The sequence below is a fragment of the Vibrio sp. SALL6 genome, from assembly GCF_002002385.1.
Taxonomy (GTDB): Bacteria; Pseudomonadota; Gammaproteobacteria; order Enterobacterales; family Vibrionaceae; genus Vibrio; species Vibrio parahaemolyticus.
In genome coordinates, this window is the sequence record NZ_MQVK01000048.1 from 1 (window position 1) to 18719 (window position 18719).

An 18719-nucleotide genomic window follows, 5' to 3' on the forward strand; every position below is an offset into this window, starting at 1 on the left:
TGGCTCTGGCTCTGGCTCTGCAGAGGATAGCTCCTGAGCGAGCAAGTCAAGCTCATGTTCGAGATCAGTCACCTCAACTTCTTCACCGAGTAATGCACTGAAGTAATCATCAAGCGCCTGCTCGCTGGAAAGTACGCTGTTACTGCTCATCGAACGCTAACCTCTCCAAGTAAATCAATAGCTGTTTGTACGCAAACACACCACGGCTACCGGATGCAAAGTGCGACGCTGGTAAGTGTTTCAAACTTGCGTCTCGGAACTTGGTATCAATCGGTACTGCGGAAGTCCAAACTTGGTTCGGGTAGTCGTTTTTCAGTTGCGTCAAAGTCTGCAACGAAGCGCGAGTTCGCTTATCGTACATGGTTGGTACGATGGTGACTTTGAACCCATCTGGACGTGATTTCTGCATGATCGTCAACGTACGAATCATACGTTCCAAGCCTTTCATCGCGAGGAACTCAGTCTGTACTGGGATCAAGATACGATCACTCGCCGCGAGTGCATTAACCATCATCACACCAAGGATTGGTGGACAATCGATCAACACGTAGTCGTAATCTTGCGAAACCGCTTGAAGTGCGCGCTTCAAAATCAGCCCCATGCCACTGCGGTTACCCATTACGCGGTCTAGCGTAGCCAATGACATGTGCGCAGGAATGATGTCCATTCCTTCCAACTCGGTTTCTAAGATCAACGGCTTAACTGTATCGCGAGTGAACGTCTTTAGCTGAAACAGATCGAACAAGCTTGATGACACGGTATCTGAATCGTAACCAAGATAAGTCGTCAGTGACGCATGAGGATCGGTGTCGACCATCAATACACGATGACCTTTCTGGCTCAACAAACCTGCTAGTGTCACTGTTGATGTGGTTTTACCTACCCCACCTTTTTGGTTAGCTACACTCCAAACGATCATGATTTATCCTACGCTAAACCCACTTCCACCAGCATGCGTTCTGCAATTCGGTCAAGAGGTAAATCTTCAGAAGAAATGCCCGCTTTAGCAACAGCTTGAGGCATACCGTAAACCACACAGCTTTCTTCGTCTTGTGCCCAAATGGTTGAGCCTGCCGATTTCAGCATACGTGCACCTTCTCGGCCATCTGCACCCATTCCGGTGAGCACCATAGAAAGCACTTTGTCGCCGTAAACTTTCGCCGCCGAGCCAAAGGTCACATCCACACACGGTTTGTAGTTCATGCGATCACCGCCATCAATGATGCGAAGGCGAGCAGCACCTGCACGACCATCAATCATCATTTGCTTGCCGCCTGGCGCTAGGTAAGCCACGCCAGCTTGTAACACATCACCGTCTTGTGCTTCTTTCACTTGGATCTTACACAACGTGTTCAATCGACTTGCAAATGCCGCCGTAAATGTCGCAGGCATATGCTGAATCAGCACGATTGGATGTGGGTAGTTCATCGGCAGACGAGTAAGAATTTTTTGCAAAGCAACTGGGCCGCCAGTGGATGTGCCAATCGCAGTTAACTGGTATTTCTTACCCGATGCGCGGAACTTGGTTGCTGCCGGTCGAGCCGGAGCCGATGCGGCAGGCGCAGCGGTTCTTGAAGCCAGTGGGCGCGCAGCACTAGTTGCAGCAGCTGGACGCGCTACAGGACGGCGCATGAAAGCACGCTTGGAGGCAATTTGAATGACACGTTGCTGAAGCAGCGAAACCGCTTCATCGCGGTTACGTGCAATATCTTCAAACTTCTTCGGTAAGAAGTCCAGAGCACCAGCGTCCAACGCATCAAGAGTTGCTTTCGCCCCATCATGAGTCAGGGACGAAAACATCAGAATTGGCGTTGGAGATGCGGCCATGATTTCACGCACAGCCGTAATGCCATCCATAACTGGCATTTCAATATCCATGGTGATGACGTCCGGCTTGAGAGCTTTGGCTTTTTCGACCGCTTCTCTGCCATTTACCGCAACGTCAATCACTTCTAGGCGCGATTCTGAGTTGATGATTTCGCTTACGCGACGACGGAAAAAACTCGAATCATCAACGACTAGTACTTTAATCGCCATTTTGTTCCTTTTCTTTACGTCAGCTTAGATGCGCGAAGCTGCTGCGTATTGCTTCAATAGATCTGGCACATCAAGAATCAATGCAATGTGACCATCACTGGTAATCGTCGCACCAGCCATACCTGGTGTACCTTGCAATAAGTTATCTAATGGCTTGATAACCACTTCTTCTTGACCGATAAGCGTGTCGACGACAAAACCAACGCGTTGACTGCCGATCTGCACAATCACAACATGACCATGACCGATGCGTTGCTCCACGCGAGGAGACTTAGACGCCAACCAGTTTTGTAGGTAGAACAGTGGAATAGACTTATCGCGAACGATGATGGTTAACTGACCATCTACCACGTTGGTGCGGCTTAAATCTAAGTGGAAAATCTCGTTTACTGACGCAAGTGGTAGTGCAAACGGATGACCGCCAACACCCACCATTAAGGTCGGCAAAATCGCAAGAGTCAGTGGCACTTTGATGGTGATCTTCGTGCCCTTGTCCAGCTCTGAATCGATGTCGATAGAGCCGTTTAGGGTGTTGATCGCCGTCTTAACTACGTCCATACCCACACCGCGGCCTGAAATATCAGAGATCTTCTCTTTACTTGAGAAGCCAGGGGCGAAGATAAGGTTGAAACACTCTTTATCCGATAAACGCGCTGCTGCATCTTCGTCCATCATGCCGCGTTTTACCGCAATGCCACGAAGTTTATTAGGATCCATACCGCCACCGTCATCAACGATAGCCAATTCGATATGGTCACCTTCTTGTGAAGCAGATAGGATGACTTTACCAGTGCGCGATTTACCCGCTTTTACGCGGTCTTCTGGCATTTCAATGCCGTGGTCAACCGAGTTGCGTACCAAGTGGATCAATGGATCCGCTAGCGCTTCTACCAGGTTTTTATCGAGATCGGTTTCTTCACCGCGCATTTCCAGCACGATGTCTTTATTTAGGTTACGCGCCAAGTCACGTACAACGCGAGGGAAACGGCCAAATACTTTCTTAATTGGCTGCATGCGCGTTTTCATTACTGCACCTTGAAGGTCTGCAGTAACAACGTCTAGGTTTGCCACAGCTTTCGACATTTCTTCATTGTCGCTGTTCAAACCAAGACTTAATAAGCGGTTACGTACCAACACGAGCTCACCCACCATGTTCATGATGGTATCTAGCGTTGATGTATCAACACGTACCGTCGCTTCTGCTTGTGGCTTTTTCACCGCTGGTGCAGACGCTTTTGACTCCTCTTTCACCGCCACAGGTTTTGCTGCTGGCTTAGGAGCAGAGGCTGGCGTTGAAACCGGAGCAGGCTGTGCAACAGGTGCTGGTTTTGGCGCTTCTGGAGCTAGAGCGGAAGCAGGCTTAGTTGCCATATCAAGCTCTTCAAGCGTTGGGCCTTTGCCCGCACCGTGTAGCTCGTCAAGCAGCTTCTCAAACTCTTCATCTGTCATCAGGTCGCTATCGCCTGAAGCAGCTGAAACCGTAGGAGCAGCAGGTTCTGGTGCTTTAGGCGTCTCTACAGGAGCGGCTGTTGCTGCTGAAGGGCTCTGACCAACACCATGCAATTCATCGAGAAGACGTTCGAATTCGTCATCGGTGATATCGCCATTGTCCAGAACAGGCGCACTTGCTTGAACAGGTGCAGCCGCTGCTGGAGCTGATGTCGATGCGCCTGGTGCAGCACCTTTACCGTGCAGCTCATCAAGAAGCTTTTCAAACTCGTCTTGAGTAATTTCGTCGACAGAACCTATAGAACCCGCCTCCGTTGTGTCGGCTGCAGGGGCAGCTGGCACTTCGTTAGCAGGTTCTGGGATAACTGGTTCTGGAGTAACGATAGGTTCTTCAACCACAGTAGCTACTTCGTCTTCAGACTCAGGCTTACATAAACGGTGCAGTTCATCCAGCAACGCAGGGTCAGCAGCTTCTAACGCTTCTCGATCTTGCACAGCTTGGAACTGGGTATTTACCGTATCCAACGCCTTCAACATGGTATCCATTAGGCTTGGCGTTACAGAACGTTGGCCATTTCGCAACACGTCGAACACGTTCTCTGCACCGTGGCAGGTGTCGACCAGTTCAGCTAAGGATAGGAAACCGGCACCACCTTTCACGGTATGGAAACCGCGGAAGATAGCATTAAGTAAGTCTTTGTCTTCTGGATTGTTTTCTAACTCAACCAGCTGCTCAGAAAGCAGCTCTAGGATTTCTCCGGCCTCAATTAGAAAGTCCTGAAGGATATCTTCGTCTAAATCGTAGCTCATACGTTACCTTTAAAATCCAAGACTGGACAACAAGTCATCGACTTCGTCCTGCGATGAAACCGCATCTTCTCTCAGTTCTGGATGAAGAATAGGGCCTTCGGCTTCGCTTGATTGTTTAATCTTTTTATCTGCCGGTTCTGACAAAACTTGAACCTGTTCTGCTGGTTTTTGGCCAGAGAATACGGTGAGGATTTCCACCAAACGGCCTTCTACTTCGTTTACCAGCGTGATTACGCGACGAATAATTTGACCCGTTAAGTCTTGGAAGTCTTGCGCCATAAGAATTTCGGTCAACTGACCGCGCAATTCAGTGCTATCACCTTCGACCTGAACAAGCAGTTTGTCGATACGGTGACACAGAGCTTTGAATTCGCTTAATTCAATGCGCCCGTACATGAGTTCATTCCATTGAGGACGAACTTGTTGAAGGCAATCATGCAGGTTATCGGCGATTGGAAGGCAGCAATCTACTGCATCCATCGTCTTGTTTGCTGCCAGTTCCGTTTTCTCGATCACATAGTGCAGACGATCCCGAGCATTCGGGATTTCATCTTTAGCTATTTCGGTCATGCGTTGATCGAGGTTGAACTGCTTTAGTGAATCATGAAGGTCTCGAGTCAGCGTTCCGATTTCTTGCAAAACCGGATTCTCTGTACCTTCATATAGCGAGGCAACAAGCATGTTCGCTTGATCTTGTTCCCCGTTTTCTAGCATTTGAACGAGCGACTTCGCCTGCTCTAGTGAGATCATTCTGAATAGACCCTTTTACGTTTAGTTCTTCTTATCGCTTCGAAAACGTCAAACGAGTCATTTTATGTATATGTATTATTTGGAATAAACGACTCGAATAACAAAGAGAAAGAGAGAGTTATAAACGTTCGAAAATTTTCTCTAATTTTTCTTTTAGTGTTGCAGCAGTAAATGGCTTAACAATGTAGCCGTTTACACCTGCTTGAGCAGCTTCGATGATCTGCTCACGCTTCGCTTCAGCCGTGATCATAAGTACAGGAAGGTGCTTAAGCTCTGCATCGGCACGGATGTGTTTAAGCAGATCGATACCTTGCATTCCTGGCATATTCCAGTCGGTTACAACAAAATCGAAGTCACCTTTTTTCAGCATTGGTAATGCAGTTAAACCGTCGTCGGCTTCTTGAGTGTTATTGAAACCCAAGTCACGAAGCAGGTTTTTAACAATACGGCGCATTGTTGAGAAATCGTCAACAATAAGGATCTTCATGTTTTTATTCAAAATTGCCTCCACTGAATCGTAAAATCAGTGTTTTTAGTCATTTTGTGTCCACGCACTGAGCTTGGTGCGTAAACGTTGCATCGCTTGGCTTAGTATTTGGCTTACACGAGATTCGCTTACACCTAATACATCACCAATTTCTTTCAAATTGAGTTCTTCGTCATAATAAAGCGAAAGTACTAAAGCTTCACGCTCTGGAAGCTGTTTTATTGATTCAACCAGTGCTTTTCTGAACGATTCATCTGCTACACCCTTAAATGGGTTGCTGTCATCAGTTTCATCTGCTGGTGAAATCACATCATCAGAAACGCCTAAATCTTCAATACCAACTAATCTTGAGCAGTTTATATCGGTCAGAGCACTATGATATTGATCCAGTGACATCCCGAGATGTGCTGCTACTTCAGAATCTGTCGGATCACGATTTAACACGCCTTCCAGCTCTGCGACCGCTTGATTAATTTCGCGATTATTCTTATGAACCGAACGCGGTACCCAGTCACCTTTGCGCATGTCATCTAACATGGCGCCACGAATGCGGATACCAGCATAAGTTTCAAAGCTCGCACCTTTAGAACCATCATAATTCTGCTGAGCTTCGATAAGACCGATCATGCCGGCCTGAATTAAATCCTCTACCTGAACACTCGGCGGTAAACGGCCTAACAGGTGGTGAGCAATACGCTTAACCAACACAGAGTAGCGTTCAATGAACGCTTGCTGACTATTAAACTTGCCATGCTGGTCATAGGTTATCGCTTTATTCACCAAAAGGGTCCTCTGCGAATTCGGTACGATTTAGCAACCTTTCCACAAAAAATTCCAAGTGTCCACTTGGTGTTTTCGGCAGTGGCCACATCAGCGCTTTGTTTGCCAATGAGCTGATAGCTAAAGCCGCAGGAGAGCGAGGGAACGCATCAACGACAATTTTTTGTCTTTTTACGGCTTGTCGTACTTTATCATCTAATGGAATACATGCTACGAGCTCAAGGCTTACATTCAAGAACCGCTCTGTGACTAGCGTCAACTTTGCAAACAATTCTCGACCTTCTCGGTAGCTTCTGACCATATTTGCAACAACTTTAAAGCGTTGGACTTGGTGTTCTTTGCTCAAAAGCTTAATTAGTGCATAAGCATCAGTGATAGAAGTCGGTTCGTCACAGACTACTACAACTACATCTTGAGCTGCACGAGAAAAACTAATAACCATATCAGAAATGCCAGCTGCTGTATCAATTAGCAGGATGTCCATTTCATCTTCAAGACTACCAAATGCGCGGATGAGTCCAGCATGTTGAGCATGAGAAAGCTCTGTCATGCTTTGTGTGCCAGAAGTTGCAGGGATTATCTTTATACCATAAGGGCCTTCAACAATCGCATCTTTTAACTCACATTCACCCGCTAGCACATGTCCCAGGTTACGTTTTGAACGAATTCCGAGCATTACGTCAACATTAGCCAGACCTAGGTCAGCGTCGAGAACCATCACCTTCTTGCCTTGGCGAGCCATGCAGATCGCCAGACCCAGCGTTACGTTAGATTTCCCCACACCACCTTTGCCGCCAGTAACAGCAATCACTTTTGTCAACGATGGTTGTGTTAAGCGACGGAGGCCGCTTGCTTGATCGTGTATCATATTCTCAGTCATAGTAGTCCGCCGCCCTAGAGTCCTTCGTTATCACTGTTCCAAAAGTGAGGTTCGTTCTCTGTCGACTTCTCTAACAGTTCGTTTGCTTTCGCAAGCATGTATTTTGGTTGTGCTATCACAATGTCTTCAGGCACGCGTTGACCATTTGCTATGTAAGCCACTGGCATTGCGTTTTGAATCACCACACTAATGAATTCACCTAAACTTAATGACTCATCAAGCTTAGTGAGAATACAACCCGACAGCGGAATGCGTCGGAAGTGATCAAGAGTTTCTTGTAGAACTCGACGTTGTGCGGTAGCTGGCAAAACAAGGTAGCTATGAATCACTTCACCACTCTCTTGCATTAGGGTATCGAGCTGCTCGGAAAGCCTCACATCTCTTTGTCCCATCCCTGCCGTATCGACCAAAATCAGTCTTCTGTTTCTTAGCTGATATATAACATCGGCTAATTCGTTAGAATCTTTAGCAACTCTTACAGGACAACCCATAATTCTCCCGTAAATGGAGAGTTGCTCATGTGCACCTATGCGATATGTATCTGTTGTCACAAGGGCCACATTGTCGGCACCGTATTCCATGGCTGCGCGTGCAGCAAGCTTCGCGACAGTTGTCGTTTTTCCGACGCCTGTAGGGCCAAGCAATGCAACCACACCACCACGTTTTAAAATATCTTGTTTTGGTATGTTAATTTGATCCGCAACGAGTGACAGCAACGCCTTCCACGCACGTGCAGGCTTGGTGTCTTCTGGGATGTAACATGCCATTTGGTCTGCAAGCTCAGGAGACACGCCCATACGCTCTAAGCGTTTGATAAGCATGGCTCTTAATGGCTCACGACGTTCCACTTCTTGCCACATTAAGCCGGAGACTTGATGTTCCAGCAGACGACGAATCGAAGTCATCTCTTCGCGCATGTTCTCCAGCTCTTTTGCTGACTCGTCACGCTCTTCAGAAGATGGGCGACGACGGTCATAGCGCGTAGGATCTAACTTCGGCGTTGGTCGCTCAAAACGGTTATCTTGAGCAATCAATTTCGCCAAAGGAGAGTCCGGCTGGTATGGCACGGGCTTTTCTTGGTTGTAGCTTTCGCGGTGCTTATTTTGGCGTTGCAATAGGGCTGATAACGAATCTTCGTTTTCCGCAACATGATCGTCAGATTCTGCTGCGCCACCACTGTATTGCTTCAGCATGTTCGCGAATCGCTGTGTCATCGAGCCTGATTTTTCTTTGCTGTTTTGTAGGCTAATTTTATCTTCATCTAAACTGCGATCTTGAAAACGATCGGCCGCTGATGACGACATTTGACGATGTTCGTTATAGCGATTCGATTGAGAAGCACCACGATTTGATTGCGAAGAAGCACTGGATGAAGACGGATTGGATTCATTATCCACTGCAGCAACAATCGCTACACCGCCTGCCACTTTCTTGTTTGACATGATCACCGCATCTGCACCCAACTCCTCTTTCACTTGGAGCAGCGCTGATCGCATGTCTTTGGCAAAAAATCGCTTTATTTTCAAACTATGAATCCATTAATGATGCGTGAGATTAATTACCCACGGCTTGCACAATTCTGATCTGTTTTTCATCCGGTATTTCTTGATAAGACAGTACCCGGAGATTAGGTATTGTGTTCTTCACAAACTTAGCCAGTGTGGATCGCAACACGCCAGACGTAAGTAGAACGGCAGGTTCGCCCTTCAACTCTTGCTCTTGCGTTGCATGGCTTAGTGAAGACTGCAAACGTTCAGCGAGTCCTGGCTCAATGCCAGCAGATTCGCCTCCCGAGGCTTGCATAGTTTGATGCAATATTTGTTCCAGCTCAGGAATCAAGGTAATCACAGGCAGTTCTGGCTCTATACCATTGATTTCCTGAACAATTAGGCGTTTCAGACTGATTCGAACCGCCGCTGTTAATATGTCAGGTTCTTGACTCTTACTTGAGTACTCAGCCAAGGTTTGTACGATGGTACGAATGTCGCGAATTGGAATGGCTTCATTCAACAAGTTCTGCAACACTTTCACCACCACACCTAATTGGAGTTGATCCGGTACGAAGTTCTCCACCAATTTCGGTGCACTTCGGCCTAGCATCTCCAATAAATTCTGTACTTCTTCATGACCAATCAACTGCGATGCGTTGTTGGTTAATAACTGACTTAGATGCGTTGCCAATACCGTCGATGAATCCACCACGGTATAACCGAGAGCCTGAGCGTGCTCGCGCTGCTCTTCACGAATCCACACGGCTTCTAGGCCGAATGCCGGGTCCATGGTCGGTTCGCCATCAATCATGCCGTAAACCTGACCAGGGTTAATCGCCAATTCTTGGTCTGGGCGAATTTCCGCTTCACCCACCGCAACGCCCATCAGGGTAATTCTGTAGCTGTTTGGCGTCAGCTCAAGGTTGTCGCGAATGTGTACAGCTGGGATCAAGAAACCAAAATCTTGTGAGAGCTTTTTACGAACGCCTTTCACGCGTTCTAATAACTCTCCGCCTTGGTCACGATCCACCAGCGGGATTAATCGATACCCCACTTCTAAGCCAATAATATCAACAGGTTGAACGTCATCCCATGACAACTCACGTTGAGAAATTGGCTCGCTGCCATCTTCTGCTTTCGCAGGTAATGCTGGTTCTTTTGCTTTCTGCTTCTGACGCTTGTCAATTAAGTAAGCGCCCGTGCCAGCAGCAACGGCCAACGTTAAGAAAGCAAAATGCGGCATACCCGGTACGATACCCATCACGCCCAAAATTGCCGCCGTGATCATCAACGCTTTCGGATTGTCGAACATTTGGAAAACCAACTGCTCGCCCATGTCTTCATCGGTGTTTTGGCGCGTTACCATCATCGCCGCTGCAATCGACAGCAATAACGATGGAATTTGAGCAACCAGACCATCACCAATCGTTAGCAAGGTATAGATTTGGATCGCTTCACCAAAGCCTAACCCGTACTGCGCCATACCAATCGACAGACCGCCGATGATGTTGATAAACAGAATCAAAATACCGGCTATCGCATCGCCTTTTACAAACTTGGACGCACCATCCATTGAGCCGTAGAAATCTGCCTCTTTGGTCACTTCAAAACGACGCACGCGCGCTTGCTCTTGGTCGATAAGGCCTGCGTTTAAGTCCGCATCAATCGCCATCTGTTTACCTGGCAACGCATCAAGGGTGAAACGAGCGCTCACCTCCGAAATACGCCCCGCACCTTTGGTCACAACCATAAAGTTAATGATCATCAAGATGAGGAAGACGACTAAACCGACTGCGTAGTTACCGCCAATTACAACGTTACCAAACGCCTCGATAACGTTACCTGCCGCATTGCCCCCTTCATGGCCGTGAAGTAACACGACACGAGTAGACGCAACGTTCAGCGCCAAACGCAACAACGTTGCGATCAGCAGTACCGTCGGGAACGCGGCGAAATCTAACGGGCGGCGTGTATATACCGTCACCAACAACACCACCATGGCTAAGGCGATGTTAAAGGTGAAGAACATATCCAGTAGGAACGCGGGTATCGGTAATACCACCATCGCAAGGGTGGCCAAAACCATGACAGGCGCGCCTATAGCTGGCATCTCACGCTGACGAATTCGTGGCAATTTATCTGCAAACGGCAGGCTTAACTTCATACTGCGAGGTATCTCAATCGAATTGAAGCGTCACGCGAATACGCACTTTAATACGTATGTCTAATGTTTATACGCGACCACTTTCGCCTAAAAGTTTAGGTATAGTTGATAATTAGTCGACTTAAGCAATCTATGTACCAAAATCAACGCCAAAATAATGACTCAAAGCTAAATAACAGCACAATCCTTTGATTGTTTTATATTTTTCTTAATTTTGCTTTTTGTACGATTAATGACGATGTTCCGGCGGGATTGGCAAGTCATAATCTTGAATTTTCGGTCGCTGACCACCACGTTTGCGGTACTGTTTTAACTGGAACACAAACGCCAGCACTTGCGCGACCGCGGTAAACAGACCGTCAGGAATTTCTTGTTCCAACTCAGTGGTATGGTAAAGCGCACGTGCAAGTGGCGGAGCAGGCACAATCGTAATGTCGTGCTCACGTGCCACTTCTCGAATTTTCATCGCCATGTGATCCGTACCTTTCGCAATCACGACTGGCGCACGATCTGTTTTCTGCTTATAACGCAGTGCCACAGAATAGTGCTCCGGGTTGGTGACAATAACGTCTGCTTGAGGCACATCGGCCATCATTCGGCGTTGTGCCGCTTCCCTTTGCAGCATACGAATACGACCTTTCACCTCTGGCTTACCTTCGGTTTCTTTGTATTCGTCTTTCACTTCTTGCTTGGTCATCTTCAACTGATCGGCGTGCTGCCAAATCTGGAACGGTATATCGATGGCCACAACAATCAATAACGAGCAGCTGATCAACAAGATGAAGTTGAGCAAAATATCCAGCGCGTGGAAAATGTTCTGCGGGTAAACATCCATGCTAAGTTGGATCAAATCCGCTTGCGACGCTTGGATCAAATACATGGCAACGCCTGTCACCAACACCACTTTCAAGATCGATTTGATCAGCTCAACCCAACTTTGCATGCCCACCATGCGTTTTAAACCGCTCAGAGGGTTCATTTTGGACAGCTTAGGCATTGCCGCTTCGGCAGAAAAACTAATGCCCCCAACCCCTGCTGCACCAATCGTCGCCGCCACAAACAACGTGATAAGAATGAGAAACAGTGGAAAAAGCAAATCTGTCATTGCGCCTAATGCGATATCAAACAGCTTTGTTGTGTCAAAGATTTCATCGCGTTTGAGGTCAAACAAACGACTCATGATGGAAAACAGCGAACGTGCGAGTGACTCGCCAAACCACATCAGAGCGATAGCACCCACAATTAGCACTGACGCCGATGCGAGCTCTTTTGAGCGTGCGACCTGCCCCTTTTCTCTGGCTTGTTGTAACCGTCGGGGCGTGGCTTCTTCGGTGCGTTCCTGACCGTCTGACTCTGCCAAACTAGCCTCCTAACAATCCAAGCGAATGAGGCTACAAATCTGCTCCTCACCCAATGCCCAATACAATTCATAATGACTGTATAGACCAGCCAAGATGTACCAGCAAATCAATAGACCCACCATCAATGCAAACGCAAAGCCGAGCGAGAAAATGTTCAGCTGAGGCGCGGCACGCGTCATTACACCAAACGACAAGTTGATAGTAAGCAGCGCGATGATGCCTGATAGCGACATACTCAGAGCAGTTTTGAACATAATGCCAAGCCAACCCGCCATATCACGAAAATCCACCGCGGTAAGCGTGCCCGACCCTATCGGTAGGGTTTTAAAGCTGAACACCACCAGTTGCAGCATTTTTAAGTGACCATCGGTTGCGAGGAAAAACATGGTGGTCAAGAACATGAATAATTGACCGAGCAATGGCGTGTTCTGACCATTGGCAGGATCGACCATCGACGCAAAACCCAAGCTCGATTGCATACCAAGGATTTGCCCGAGCAACACAAACGTTTGGATCATAAATTGCGTCACCATGCCCATCGCGACGCCAATGATCATCTGCTCTGCGATGGTCATAAAACCACGAAATGAGAGCAGTTGAATGTCTTGCGGAACAGCAGGAATAGCGGGCATCACGGCAAAAGTAATCGCAAGGCCGAGATACAAACGAATACGAGGAGAAACAAAGCGAGCGCCAGTAACGGTCATTACCATCAACATCGACGATATACGAACGTACGGCCAAAAATAATTGGCTATCCAGTCTAAGATGATTTGAGTGGGATACTCCATACCAGCCTCTAGTACAGAACCTGAGGCAAGCGCTCAATCAAGCCGAAGAAATATTCCATCAGCATTTGCGTCATCCAGTGACCAAACAGCATCAAAGCTAACAAAGTCACGATCAAACGAGGTAAGAAGCTTAATGTCTGTTCGTTAATTGACGTCGCGGCTTGAAAAATCGCCACGACCAAGCCGATGAGCAAACTAGGGATAATAATGGCACAGACCATGATCAACACCATCCACAGTGCCTCACGGAAAAGCTCGACAAACATTTCAGGAGTCATGTCTTACCTCTTTTCTCTGTGCCAATCTAAAGGGCGAAACTGCCGGCTAAGGTCGACAATATCAAGTTCCAACCATCCACCAACACAAACAGCATCAACTTAAACGGCAGCGATACAATCATTGGCGATAGCATCATCATACCCATGGCCATCAAAACCGATGCCACCACCAAGTCGATGATCAAGAACGGCAGAAACAACATGAAACCGATTTGGAACGCCGTTTTCAGCTCCGAGGTGATAAAAGCGGGAATCAACACCGCCATCGAGACATCTTCTGGATTGGTTACTTGCTCGCCCGACATATTTACGAAGGTTTCCAAATCCTTGATACGCGTTTGCTTAAGCATGAAGGCCTTCATCGGCACTTGCGCTGCATCGAATGCTTCGCGCGCTGTCACTTGTTCGTTGAGGTATGGCTGGATAGCCGTGTCATTGATTTCGTTGAGCACAGGAGACATGACAAAGAAGGTCAAGAAAAGCGCGATGCCAATGATCACCTGATTCGATGGTGTTTGTTGTAAGCCCATCGCCTGACGCAGAATCGACATTACCACCACAATTCGGGTGAAAGACGTCATCAAAATCACCATTGCTGGCAAGAAGCCCAGCATGGTCATTAAGGCAAGAATTTGCAATGTAACAGAATAGTCTTCACTGCCATCCGGATTGGTGGTCATGGTGAAAGCTGGAATACCAGCACCGTTGCCAACCGACATAGAGCGACTTGCTCCGGTATCGCTTTGCATGGCCTGAACCGTCACACTGCTCCCTTCTGCTAAATTCGCAGGCAGCGGTGATTCCTCTGCCTCAGCAAACGAAAATGAAGAAAACAGCACGCCAACCAGTAGCACCAAAATGCTAAAAAGCAGACGGATTGGATTACCCTTTGTCATTTTTCTTGATCAGTTGGCTGAACTGACTGGCAAAAGCATTGGTCGCCAACTCTTCCTCTTTCAATGGCTTTTCTAGCTTGGCTAAGGTTTGGATCGATTGACTGGTGATGCCCACCAAAAACTGCTCTTCTCCAACCTGAACCACAGCGATTCGCTCTTTGGTGCCGACAGGTAATTGGCTCACGATGCGTAAACCTTTTTGCTGCCCTAACGCCGGCACTTGCATGCGTTTAAGCAACCATGCCAACAGCAAAATGACACCAATAACCAGCACAAGTGAACCCAAGGTGGTCGCTAAATCGAGATTACTTGGTGCAGCCGCAAATGCATAAGGAGCACTCAGCATTAAACCGAGTGCTCCTGTGATTTGCTTCAATCTCTTTGTGATTGAACTTGTCATATTAACGCAGCTTTTTGATGCGTTCAGTTTGGCTGATCACATCAGTCAAACGGATACCAAACTTGTCGTTCACTACCACGACTTCGCCGTGTGCAATCAACGTACCGTTAACCAATACATCAAGCGATTCACCCGCTAGGCGGTCTAGCTCTACGACCGAACCTTGGTTCAATTGCAATAGGTTACGAATGCTGATTTGCGAACGTCCCACTTCCATCGAGATGGTAACGGGAATGTCCATGATGGTATCGAGTTTACGACGTTCATCGTCGGTAATTGGTCGAGAAGTATCTTTCAGCTCTTCCAGTGGCGCTGCCAATACTTCATCTACATCAATAGAAGGTGCAGACGGGTCTTCGCCAAGAGCGGCTGCCCATTCGTCTGCTAGCTTTTGATCGTCACTTGGTTCCATTTTTCTATCCTGTGTTAAGCCTTACTCAATCAAATCAACGAGTAAGGAGTCTTAATCATCTCTATCATCGTCATTCTCAAGCTCAGACATGATGTCTTTGCCCAAGAAGGCTAAATCAGTTTTCACTACGTGTGGGCGTTCAATCTCTTGAGAGACTTGCACGGCAAGCTTGTCTTCAGAGCGACCCATTTTTACGCGGTAAGTCGGTAAATCTTCGATGAACATAGTTGCGTGCTCAGGCATTTCAATCGGAATAATGTCGCCTGGTTGCAGCTCCATCAAATCGCGCAACGATATGTCTTTTTCCAGCAAATTCACTCGGAAGTTCACCGGACAGTCCATGATCTCTTCGCGCAGCGCTGAACTCCAACGTACGTCGGTTTCCATCTTGTCCGACTGAACACCAGCATCGAGCAACTCGCGGATTGGCTCGACCATGGAATACGGCATTACGACATGGAAGTCACCGCCACCGCCATCCACTTCAATATGGAATGAGCTCACGACAATCACTTCGGTCGGGCTCACGATGTTTGCCATGCTTGGGTTTACTTCAGAATCGAGGTATTCGAACTCGACGCCCATGACTGGCGACCACGCTTCTTTGTAGTCTTCAAACACGATTTTCAGCAGTAGCTGGATAATGCGACGCTCAGTTGGCGTAAATTCACGGCCTTCGATTTTAGCGTGGAAGCGGCCATCGCCACCAAAGAAGTTTTCTACCAGAATGAAGACGAGACGCGCTTCCATGGTAATCAATGCCGTACCTTTAAGAGGACGGAAGCGAACCATGTTCAAACTGGTGGGCACGTACAACGTATTTTGGTACTCGCCAAACTTCATCATCTGTACGCCGTTGATCGACACTTCGGCCGTTTTGCGCAGCATGTTAAACAGACTGATCCGCATGTGTCGTGCAAAACGCTCGTTAATCAGTTCGAGCGTTGGCATTCGACCACGGACAATCCTGTCTTGAGACGAGAAATCGAAACTGACGGCACCTTCCGTGTCGTTATCTAAGGGCTCATCAATGTCATCAACATCATCAACCCCGTGCAGTAGCGCATCAATTTCGTCTTGGCTTAATAGATCGGTCACGTTTTACCTATTGAATAACAAAATCTGTAAACAGTACTTTTTCAATCACTGGCTTGCCGACCGCAGCATTTAAAGCTGCTTTAATATCTTCGGAAGCTCGGTCTCGCAGTTCCACTCGACCCGTTGGAGAACGAAGCTGCTCTACCGTTGCCGATGCAAATGTTGATAACAAAGAGCTCTCAACCAACGGAGAATGGTAACGCGCCAACTGCTCATTCTCAGAGCCACGTACCATAAGCTGCGCTTTGATTTGCACCAGTCTATCGCGACGGTCACCCGTCACGTTAAAAATGAACGGTTGCGGAAGATTCACGTACGCAATTGGGTTAGCCGCTGCGGCCTGTGTTTGCTGCGACTCCGCCTCTGCAGCTTGAGCCGAATCATCCGATCCCATTAAAAAGAACGCCGCCGCGCCACCACCACCGAGCAGAACCACGACTGCAATAATGATGATCAGTAGCTTGCTTTTACCTTTTGGTGCATCGGCACCTTGTAGCTGTTCTTCTGCCATTGTTTTCTCTAGTTATTTGTTCTTGTTCAAGATGGTTGATGTTACGACATTAGGCGTAAAAACTAATTCCATCACGCTTTGAAACCACATTCAAATCAAGATTCACATCGGCATCAAAGTTTTCATCTGACTGGCCAGAAAAACCGCGTCCAGACGTGCCTTGGCCATTTTGTTCAGCCGCTGCGTAACCACTTTGCTGTTGTCCACTGCTTTGCTGCTGAACCGAGGAATCCGCCAGTTGCATCCCTTGTTGAGCCAACATTTCACGTAGACGAGGCAATGTTTGTTCAATAATGTCACGCGCTTGTGGGTTGGTAACCGTAAAATGCACGTTGGCCAAATCGTTGTTCATCGTCATGCGAATTTGCATACGGCCAAGCTCTGGTGGGTCAAGTCGGATGTCGAGGTTCTTCAAGTTCTTCGACATCATCATTTGTACTTTTTCCGCCACTTGCTCATTAGCGAGCTCTTTTGTTAATTGCAGAGGCAGTTGCGCTTGCTGAGCGGCTTCCGCTCGGGTTTGCTGTTGGGCTGTTACGCCTTGTTGACCTGCTGCAGCTTGCAGCTGTCCTGCTAATCCGTATTGCGACTCTGGCTTATCTTGCTGGCTCGCCGTAGCTTTCAACGCACCTGCACTTAACGCGGCATTGATCGCTTTGTGGCTCACTTCCCCATTAGCAGCCATTTGAACTGCTGGGTTGAAATTATTCGCCACCAGCGCATCTGGCATTGGTGCGGACGCAAGTTTATCGGCATGTTGAGCCATTGGCGCTTGCGCAGCGGCGTGCTTCATCTCTTGCGCGTTTACGTATTGTGCTTGTTGCCCCATCGCGACTGTAGCGGCTGTTCGTTCACTGCCGTTTCGTACATTGGTATGCTGCGTTGTATTTTGCTCCGCAAGAATGGCTTTCACGTCCGTTGGCAGCGCAACCAACTGGGCTAGCTCTTGCTCAGGAATATCCGCGACGACGTCACCCGTTCTCAAACCTTCAATGACATCGATTTCTTGTTCACTCAGAGGTTTGCCTTGCGCCAACTTGGTATCAATGACTTCCAGCTCATCAATGGAAACCAGCTGAACCGCCTGACTTTCGAAGCCGACCGTCGCAGGGTCAAGTGACACCGAACCATCCAATGCATCTGAGGTGTTCGCCTGAGCTTGTTGCATTGCTGAAGCATCCATTACAGGAGGCGCAGTCAGGTTTTGCCATTCAGTTGATTGAGATTGTAGCTTCTCAATATCAATCGGCTTTCCATTGGCATCTAAGATTGGTTCCAGTTGCTGCTCGGCCGCCAAATTCACTTGCTCAACAGAAGGCGTCGATTGCAACGCTACTAGCGCTTTTGCGTCATCTGTTTCGAACAGTTTCGACACTGGAGCAGAGAAAGAGGTTGCTTGCGTCGTCTGTAGAGGCAAACCCTTGCCGCTATCAACAAAAGAATCATTGGTTTGCAATGCTTGATTCGCTTGTTCAATACGACCGAGTAGTTGCTGACCTTCTCCCATCGCACTGGCCACCGCTATCTTATCTTGCGAGTCTGTGTTCTGAGCGCTTTGTTTTGAATCCAACAGAGCCTCTGACTCCATTGGCGACAAAGCTTGCTTCGCTACGACGGGGGCTTTACCTTCTTCTTGAAATGCTTCCGAAGTTTGCTCGGATTCGTCAGCAACGGCTTTTACGCCTTCATGCTCTAGCAATGCATCAGCCGCTTTTCCGTCGACACTCTCACGGTTCGCGACTGATTCTTGGCTCTCGCCATTCTTCTCGACCGTTTCACCTTCTGTGGCGCTAACGTCGGTCTTTGCATCTGTACTTGCTGTTTGAGTGACCGCTTTTTCTGCTTTTTGTGAACCTGTAAAAACTCCCGCTAAGGTTTCAAAAAAACCTTTGCTTTCAGAGCTTTCTGTAGGTGCTTTTGCGGAAGACTCAGAAGTTGAGGTCTTGCTAGTCGCAGAAACATTAGACAAATTCACATTCATAAAAACTTTCTCGTTTTTAGCTACGCCTTTTTATGGCGTGACCAGATTGCCCATCAGAGACAAAATTAGATAATTAAACCATGAATTTGCAAAAATCACGCCAACGCATAAGGCTATTTTCCTGACGGACAACGCACACGAAAA

18 protein-coding genes and 1 pseudogene are annotated in these 18719 nt (G+C 47.8%); all 19 read right to left on the bottom strand.

Features of this window, described 5'->3' with window-relative positions; genetic code table 11:
• Positions 1 to 150, bottom strand: a pseudogene (locus BIW15_RS25370) (chemotaxis protein CheW); the annotation flags it as partial.
• Entirely contained in the window at positions 140 to 919 is a 780-nt protein-coding gene (locus tag BIW15_RS22990) for a ParA family protein (protein WP_021486930.1), read from the bottom strand. The pseudogene BIW15_RS25370 and the gene BIW15_RS22990, both read right to left, overlap by 11 nt.
• 8 nt (positions 920 to 927) lie before the next feature.
• Positions 928 to 2037, bottom strand: a complete 1110-nt coding sequence (locus BIW15_RS22995) for a chemotaxis response regulator protein-glutamate methylesterase (protein WP_017447791.1) — start codon at positions 2035 to 2037, stop codon at positions 928 to 930.
• Positions 2038 to 2061: 24 nt separating this feature from the next.
• Positions 2062 to 4296: a chemotaxis protein CheA gene (locus tag BIW15_RS23000; RefSeq protein WP_077281680.1), complete on the bottom strand. Its 2235-nt coding sequence runs from the start codon at positions 4294 to 4296 to the stop codon at positions 2062 to 2064.
• 9 nt (positions 4297 to 4305) lie between these two features.
• Positions 4306 to 5046 carry a protein phosphatase CheZ gene (locus BIW15_RS23005; RefSeq protein ID WP_005457755.1) on the bottom strand — a complete coding sequence of 247 codons (741 nt, stop codon included), beginning with the start codon at positions 5044 to 5046 and terminating at the stop codon, positions 4306 to 4308.
• Positions 5047 to 5164: 118 nt separating this feature from the next.
• Entirely contained in the window at positions 5165 to 5533 is a 369-nt protein-coding gene (gene cheY, locus BIW15_RS23010; RefSeq protein WP_021451399.1) for a chemotaxis response regulator CheY, read from the bottom strand.
• A gap of 45 nt (positions 5534 to 5578) precedes the next feature.
• The gene (locus BIW15_RS23015; RefSeq protein WP_005457739.1) at positions 5579 to 6313 is read right to left on the bottom strand and encodes an RNA polymerase sigma factor FliA; all 735 of its coding nucleotides are present in this window, start codon (positions 6311 to 6313) and stop codon (positions 5579 to 5581) included.
• Positions 6306 to 7193 (bottom strand): MinD/ParA family protein, encoded by an 888-nt coding sequence (locus BIW15_RS23020; RefSeq protein ID WP_005457698.1) that lies wholly within the window; start codon positions 7191 to 7193, stop codon positions 6306 to 6308. Before BIW15_RS23020 ends, BIW15_RS23015 begins: the two co-directional genes overlap by 8 nt.
• A 14-nt stretch (positions 7194 to 7207) precedes the next feature.
• Positions 7208 to 8719, bottom strand: a complete 1512-nt coding sequence (flhF, locus tag BIW15_RS23025) for a flagellar biosynthesis protein FlhF (RefSeq protein ID WP_005457694.1) — start codon at positions 8717 to 8719, stop codon at positions 7208 to 7210.
• A 28-nt stretch (positions 8720 to 8747) separates the two neighbouring features.
• Entirely contained in the window at positions 8748 to 10847 is a 2100-nt protein-coding gene (flhA, locus tag BIW15_RS23030) for a flagellar biosynthesis protein FlhA (RefSeq protein WP_005481069.1), read from the bottom strand.
• A gap of 229 nt (positions 10848 to 11076) precedes the next feature.
• On the bottom strand, positions 11077 to 12207 hold the full coding sequence (gene flhB, locus BIW15_RS23035; RefSeq protein ID WP_005457645.1) for a flagellar biosynthesis protein FlhB: 1131 nt from the start codon (positions 12205 to 12207) through the stop codon (positions 11077 to 11079).
• Positions 12208 to 12216: 9 nt separating this feature from the next.
• Positions 12217 to 12999, bottom strand: a complete 783-nt coding sequence (fliR, locus tag BIW15_RS23040; RefSeq protein ID WP_005481059.1) for a flagellar biosynthetic protein FliR — start codon at positions 12997 to 12999, stop codon at positions 12217 to 12219.
• 8 nt (positions 13000 to 13007) lie between these two features.
• Entirely contained in the window at positions 13008 to 13277 is a 270-nt protein-coding gene (fliQ, locus tag BIW15_RS23045) for a flagellar biosynthesis protein FliQ (protein WP_005457784.1), read from the bottom strand.
• 26 nt (positions 13278 to 13303) lie between these two features.
• A complete protein-coding gene (fliP, locus tag BIW15_RS23050) occupies positions 13304 to 14173 on the bottom strand; it encodes a flagellar type III secretion system pore protein FliP (protein ID WP_025627124.1) in 870 nt (289 codons plus the stop codon).
• Complete coding sequence (gene fliO / locus BIW15_RS23055) at positions 14160 to 14573, bottom strand: flagellar biosynthetic protein FliO (protein ID WP_005457659.1); 414 nt, start codon at positions 14571 to 14573, stop codon at positions 14160 to 14162. The genes fliP and fliO overlap by 14 nt, the downstream gene beginning before the upstream one ends.
• Before the next feature lies 1 nt (position 14574).
• Positions 14575 to 14985: a flagellar motor switch protein FliN gene (gene fliN / locus BIW15_RS23060; RefSeq protein ID WP_005457660.1), complete on the bottom strand. Its 411-nt coding sequence runs from the start codon at positions 14983 to 14985 to the stop codon at positions 14575 to 14577.
• A 51-nt stretch (positions 14986 to 15036) separates the two neighbouring features.
• Complete coding sequence (gene fliM, locus BIW15_RS23065; protein ID WP_005457756.1) at positions 15037 to 16083, bottom strand: flagellar motor switch protein FliM; 1047 nt, start codon at positions 16081 to 16083, stop codon at positions 15037 to 15039.
• 7 nt (positions 16084 to 16090) lie between these two features.
• Positions 16091 to 16594 (bottom strand): flagellar basal body-associated protein FliL, encoded by a 504-nt coding sequence (gene fliL / locus BIW15_RS23070; RefSeq protein WP_005457696.1) that lies wholly within the window; start codon positions 16592 to 16594, stop codon positions 16091 to 16093.
• A 49-nt stretch (positions 16595 to 16643) separates the two neighbouring features.
• The gene (locus BIW15_RS23075) at positions 16644 to 18575 is read right to left on the bottom strand and encodes a flagellar hook-length control protein FliK (protein WP_077281681.1); all 1932 of its coding nucleotides are present in this window, start codon (positions 18573 to 18575) and stop codon (positions 16644 to 16646) included.
• Between the last annotated feature and the right edge of the window lie 144 nt (positions 18576 to 18719).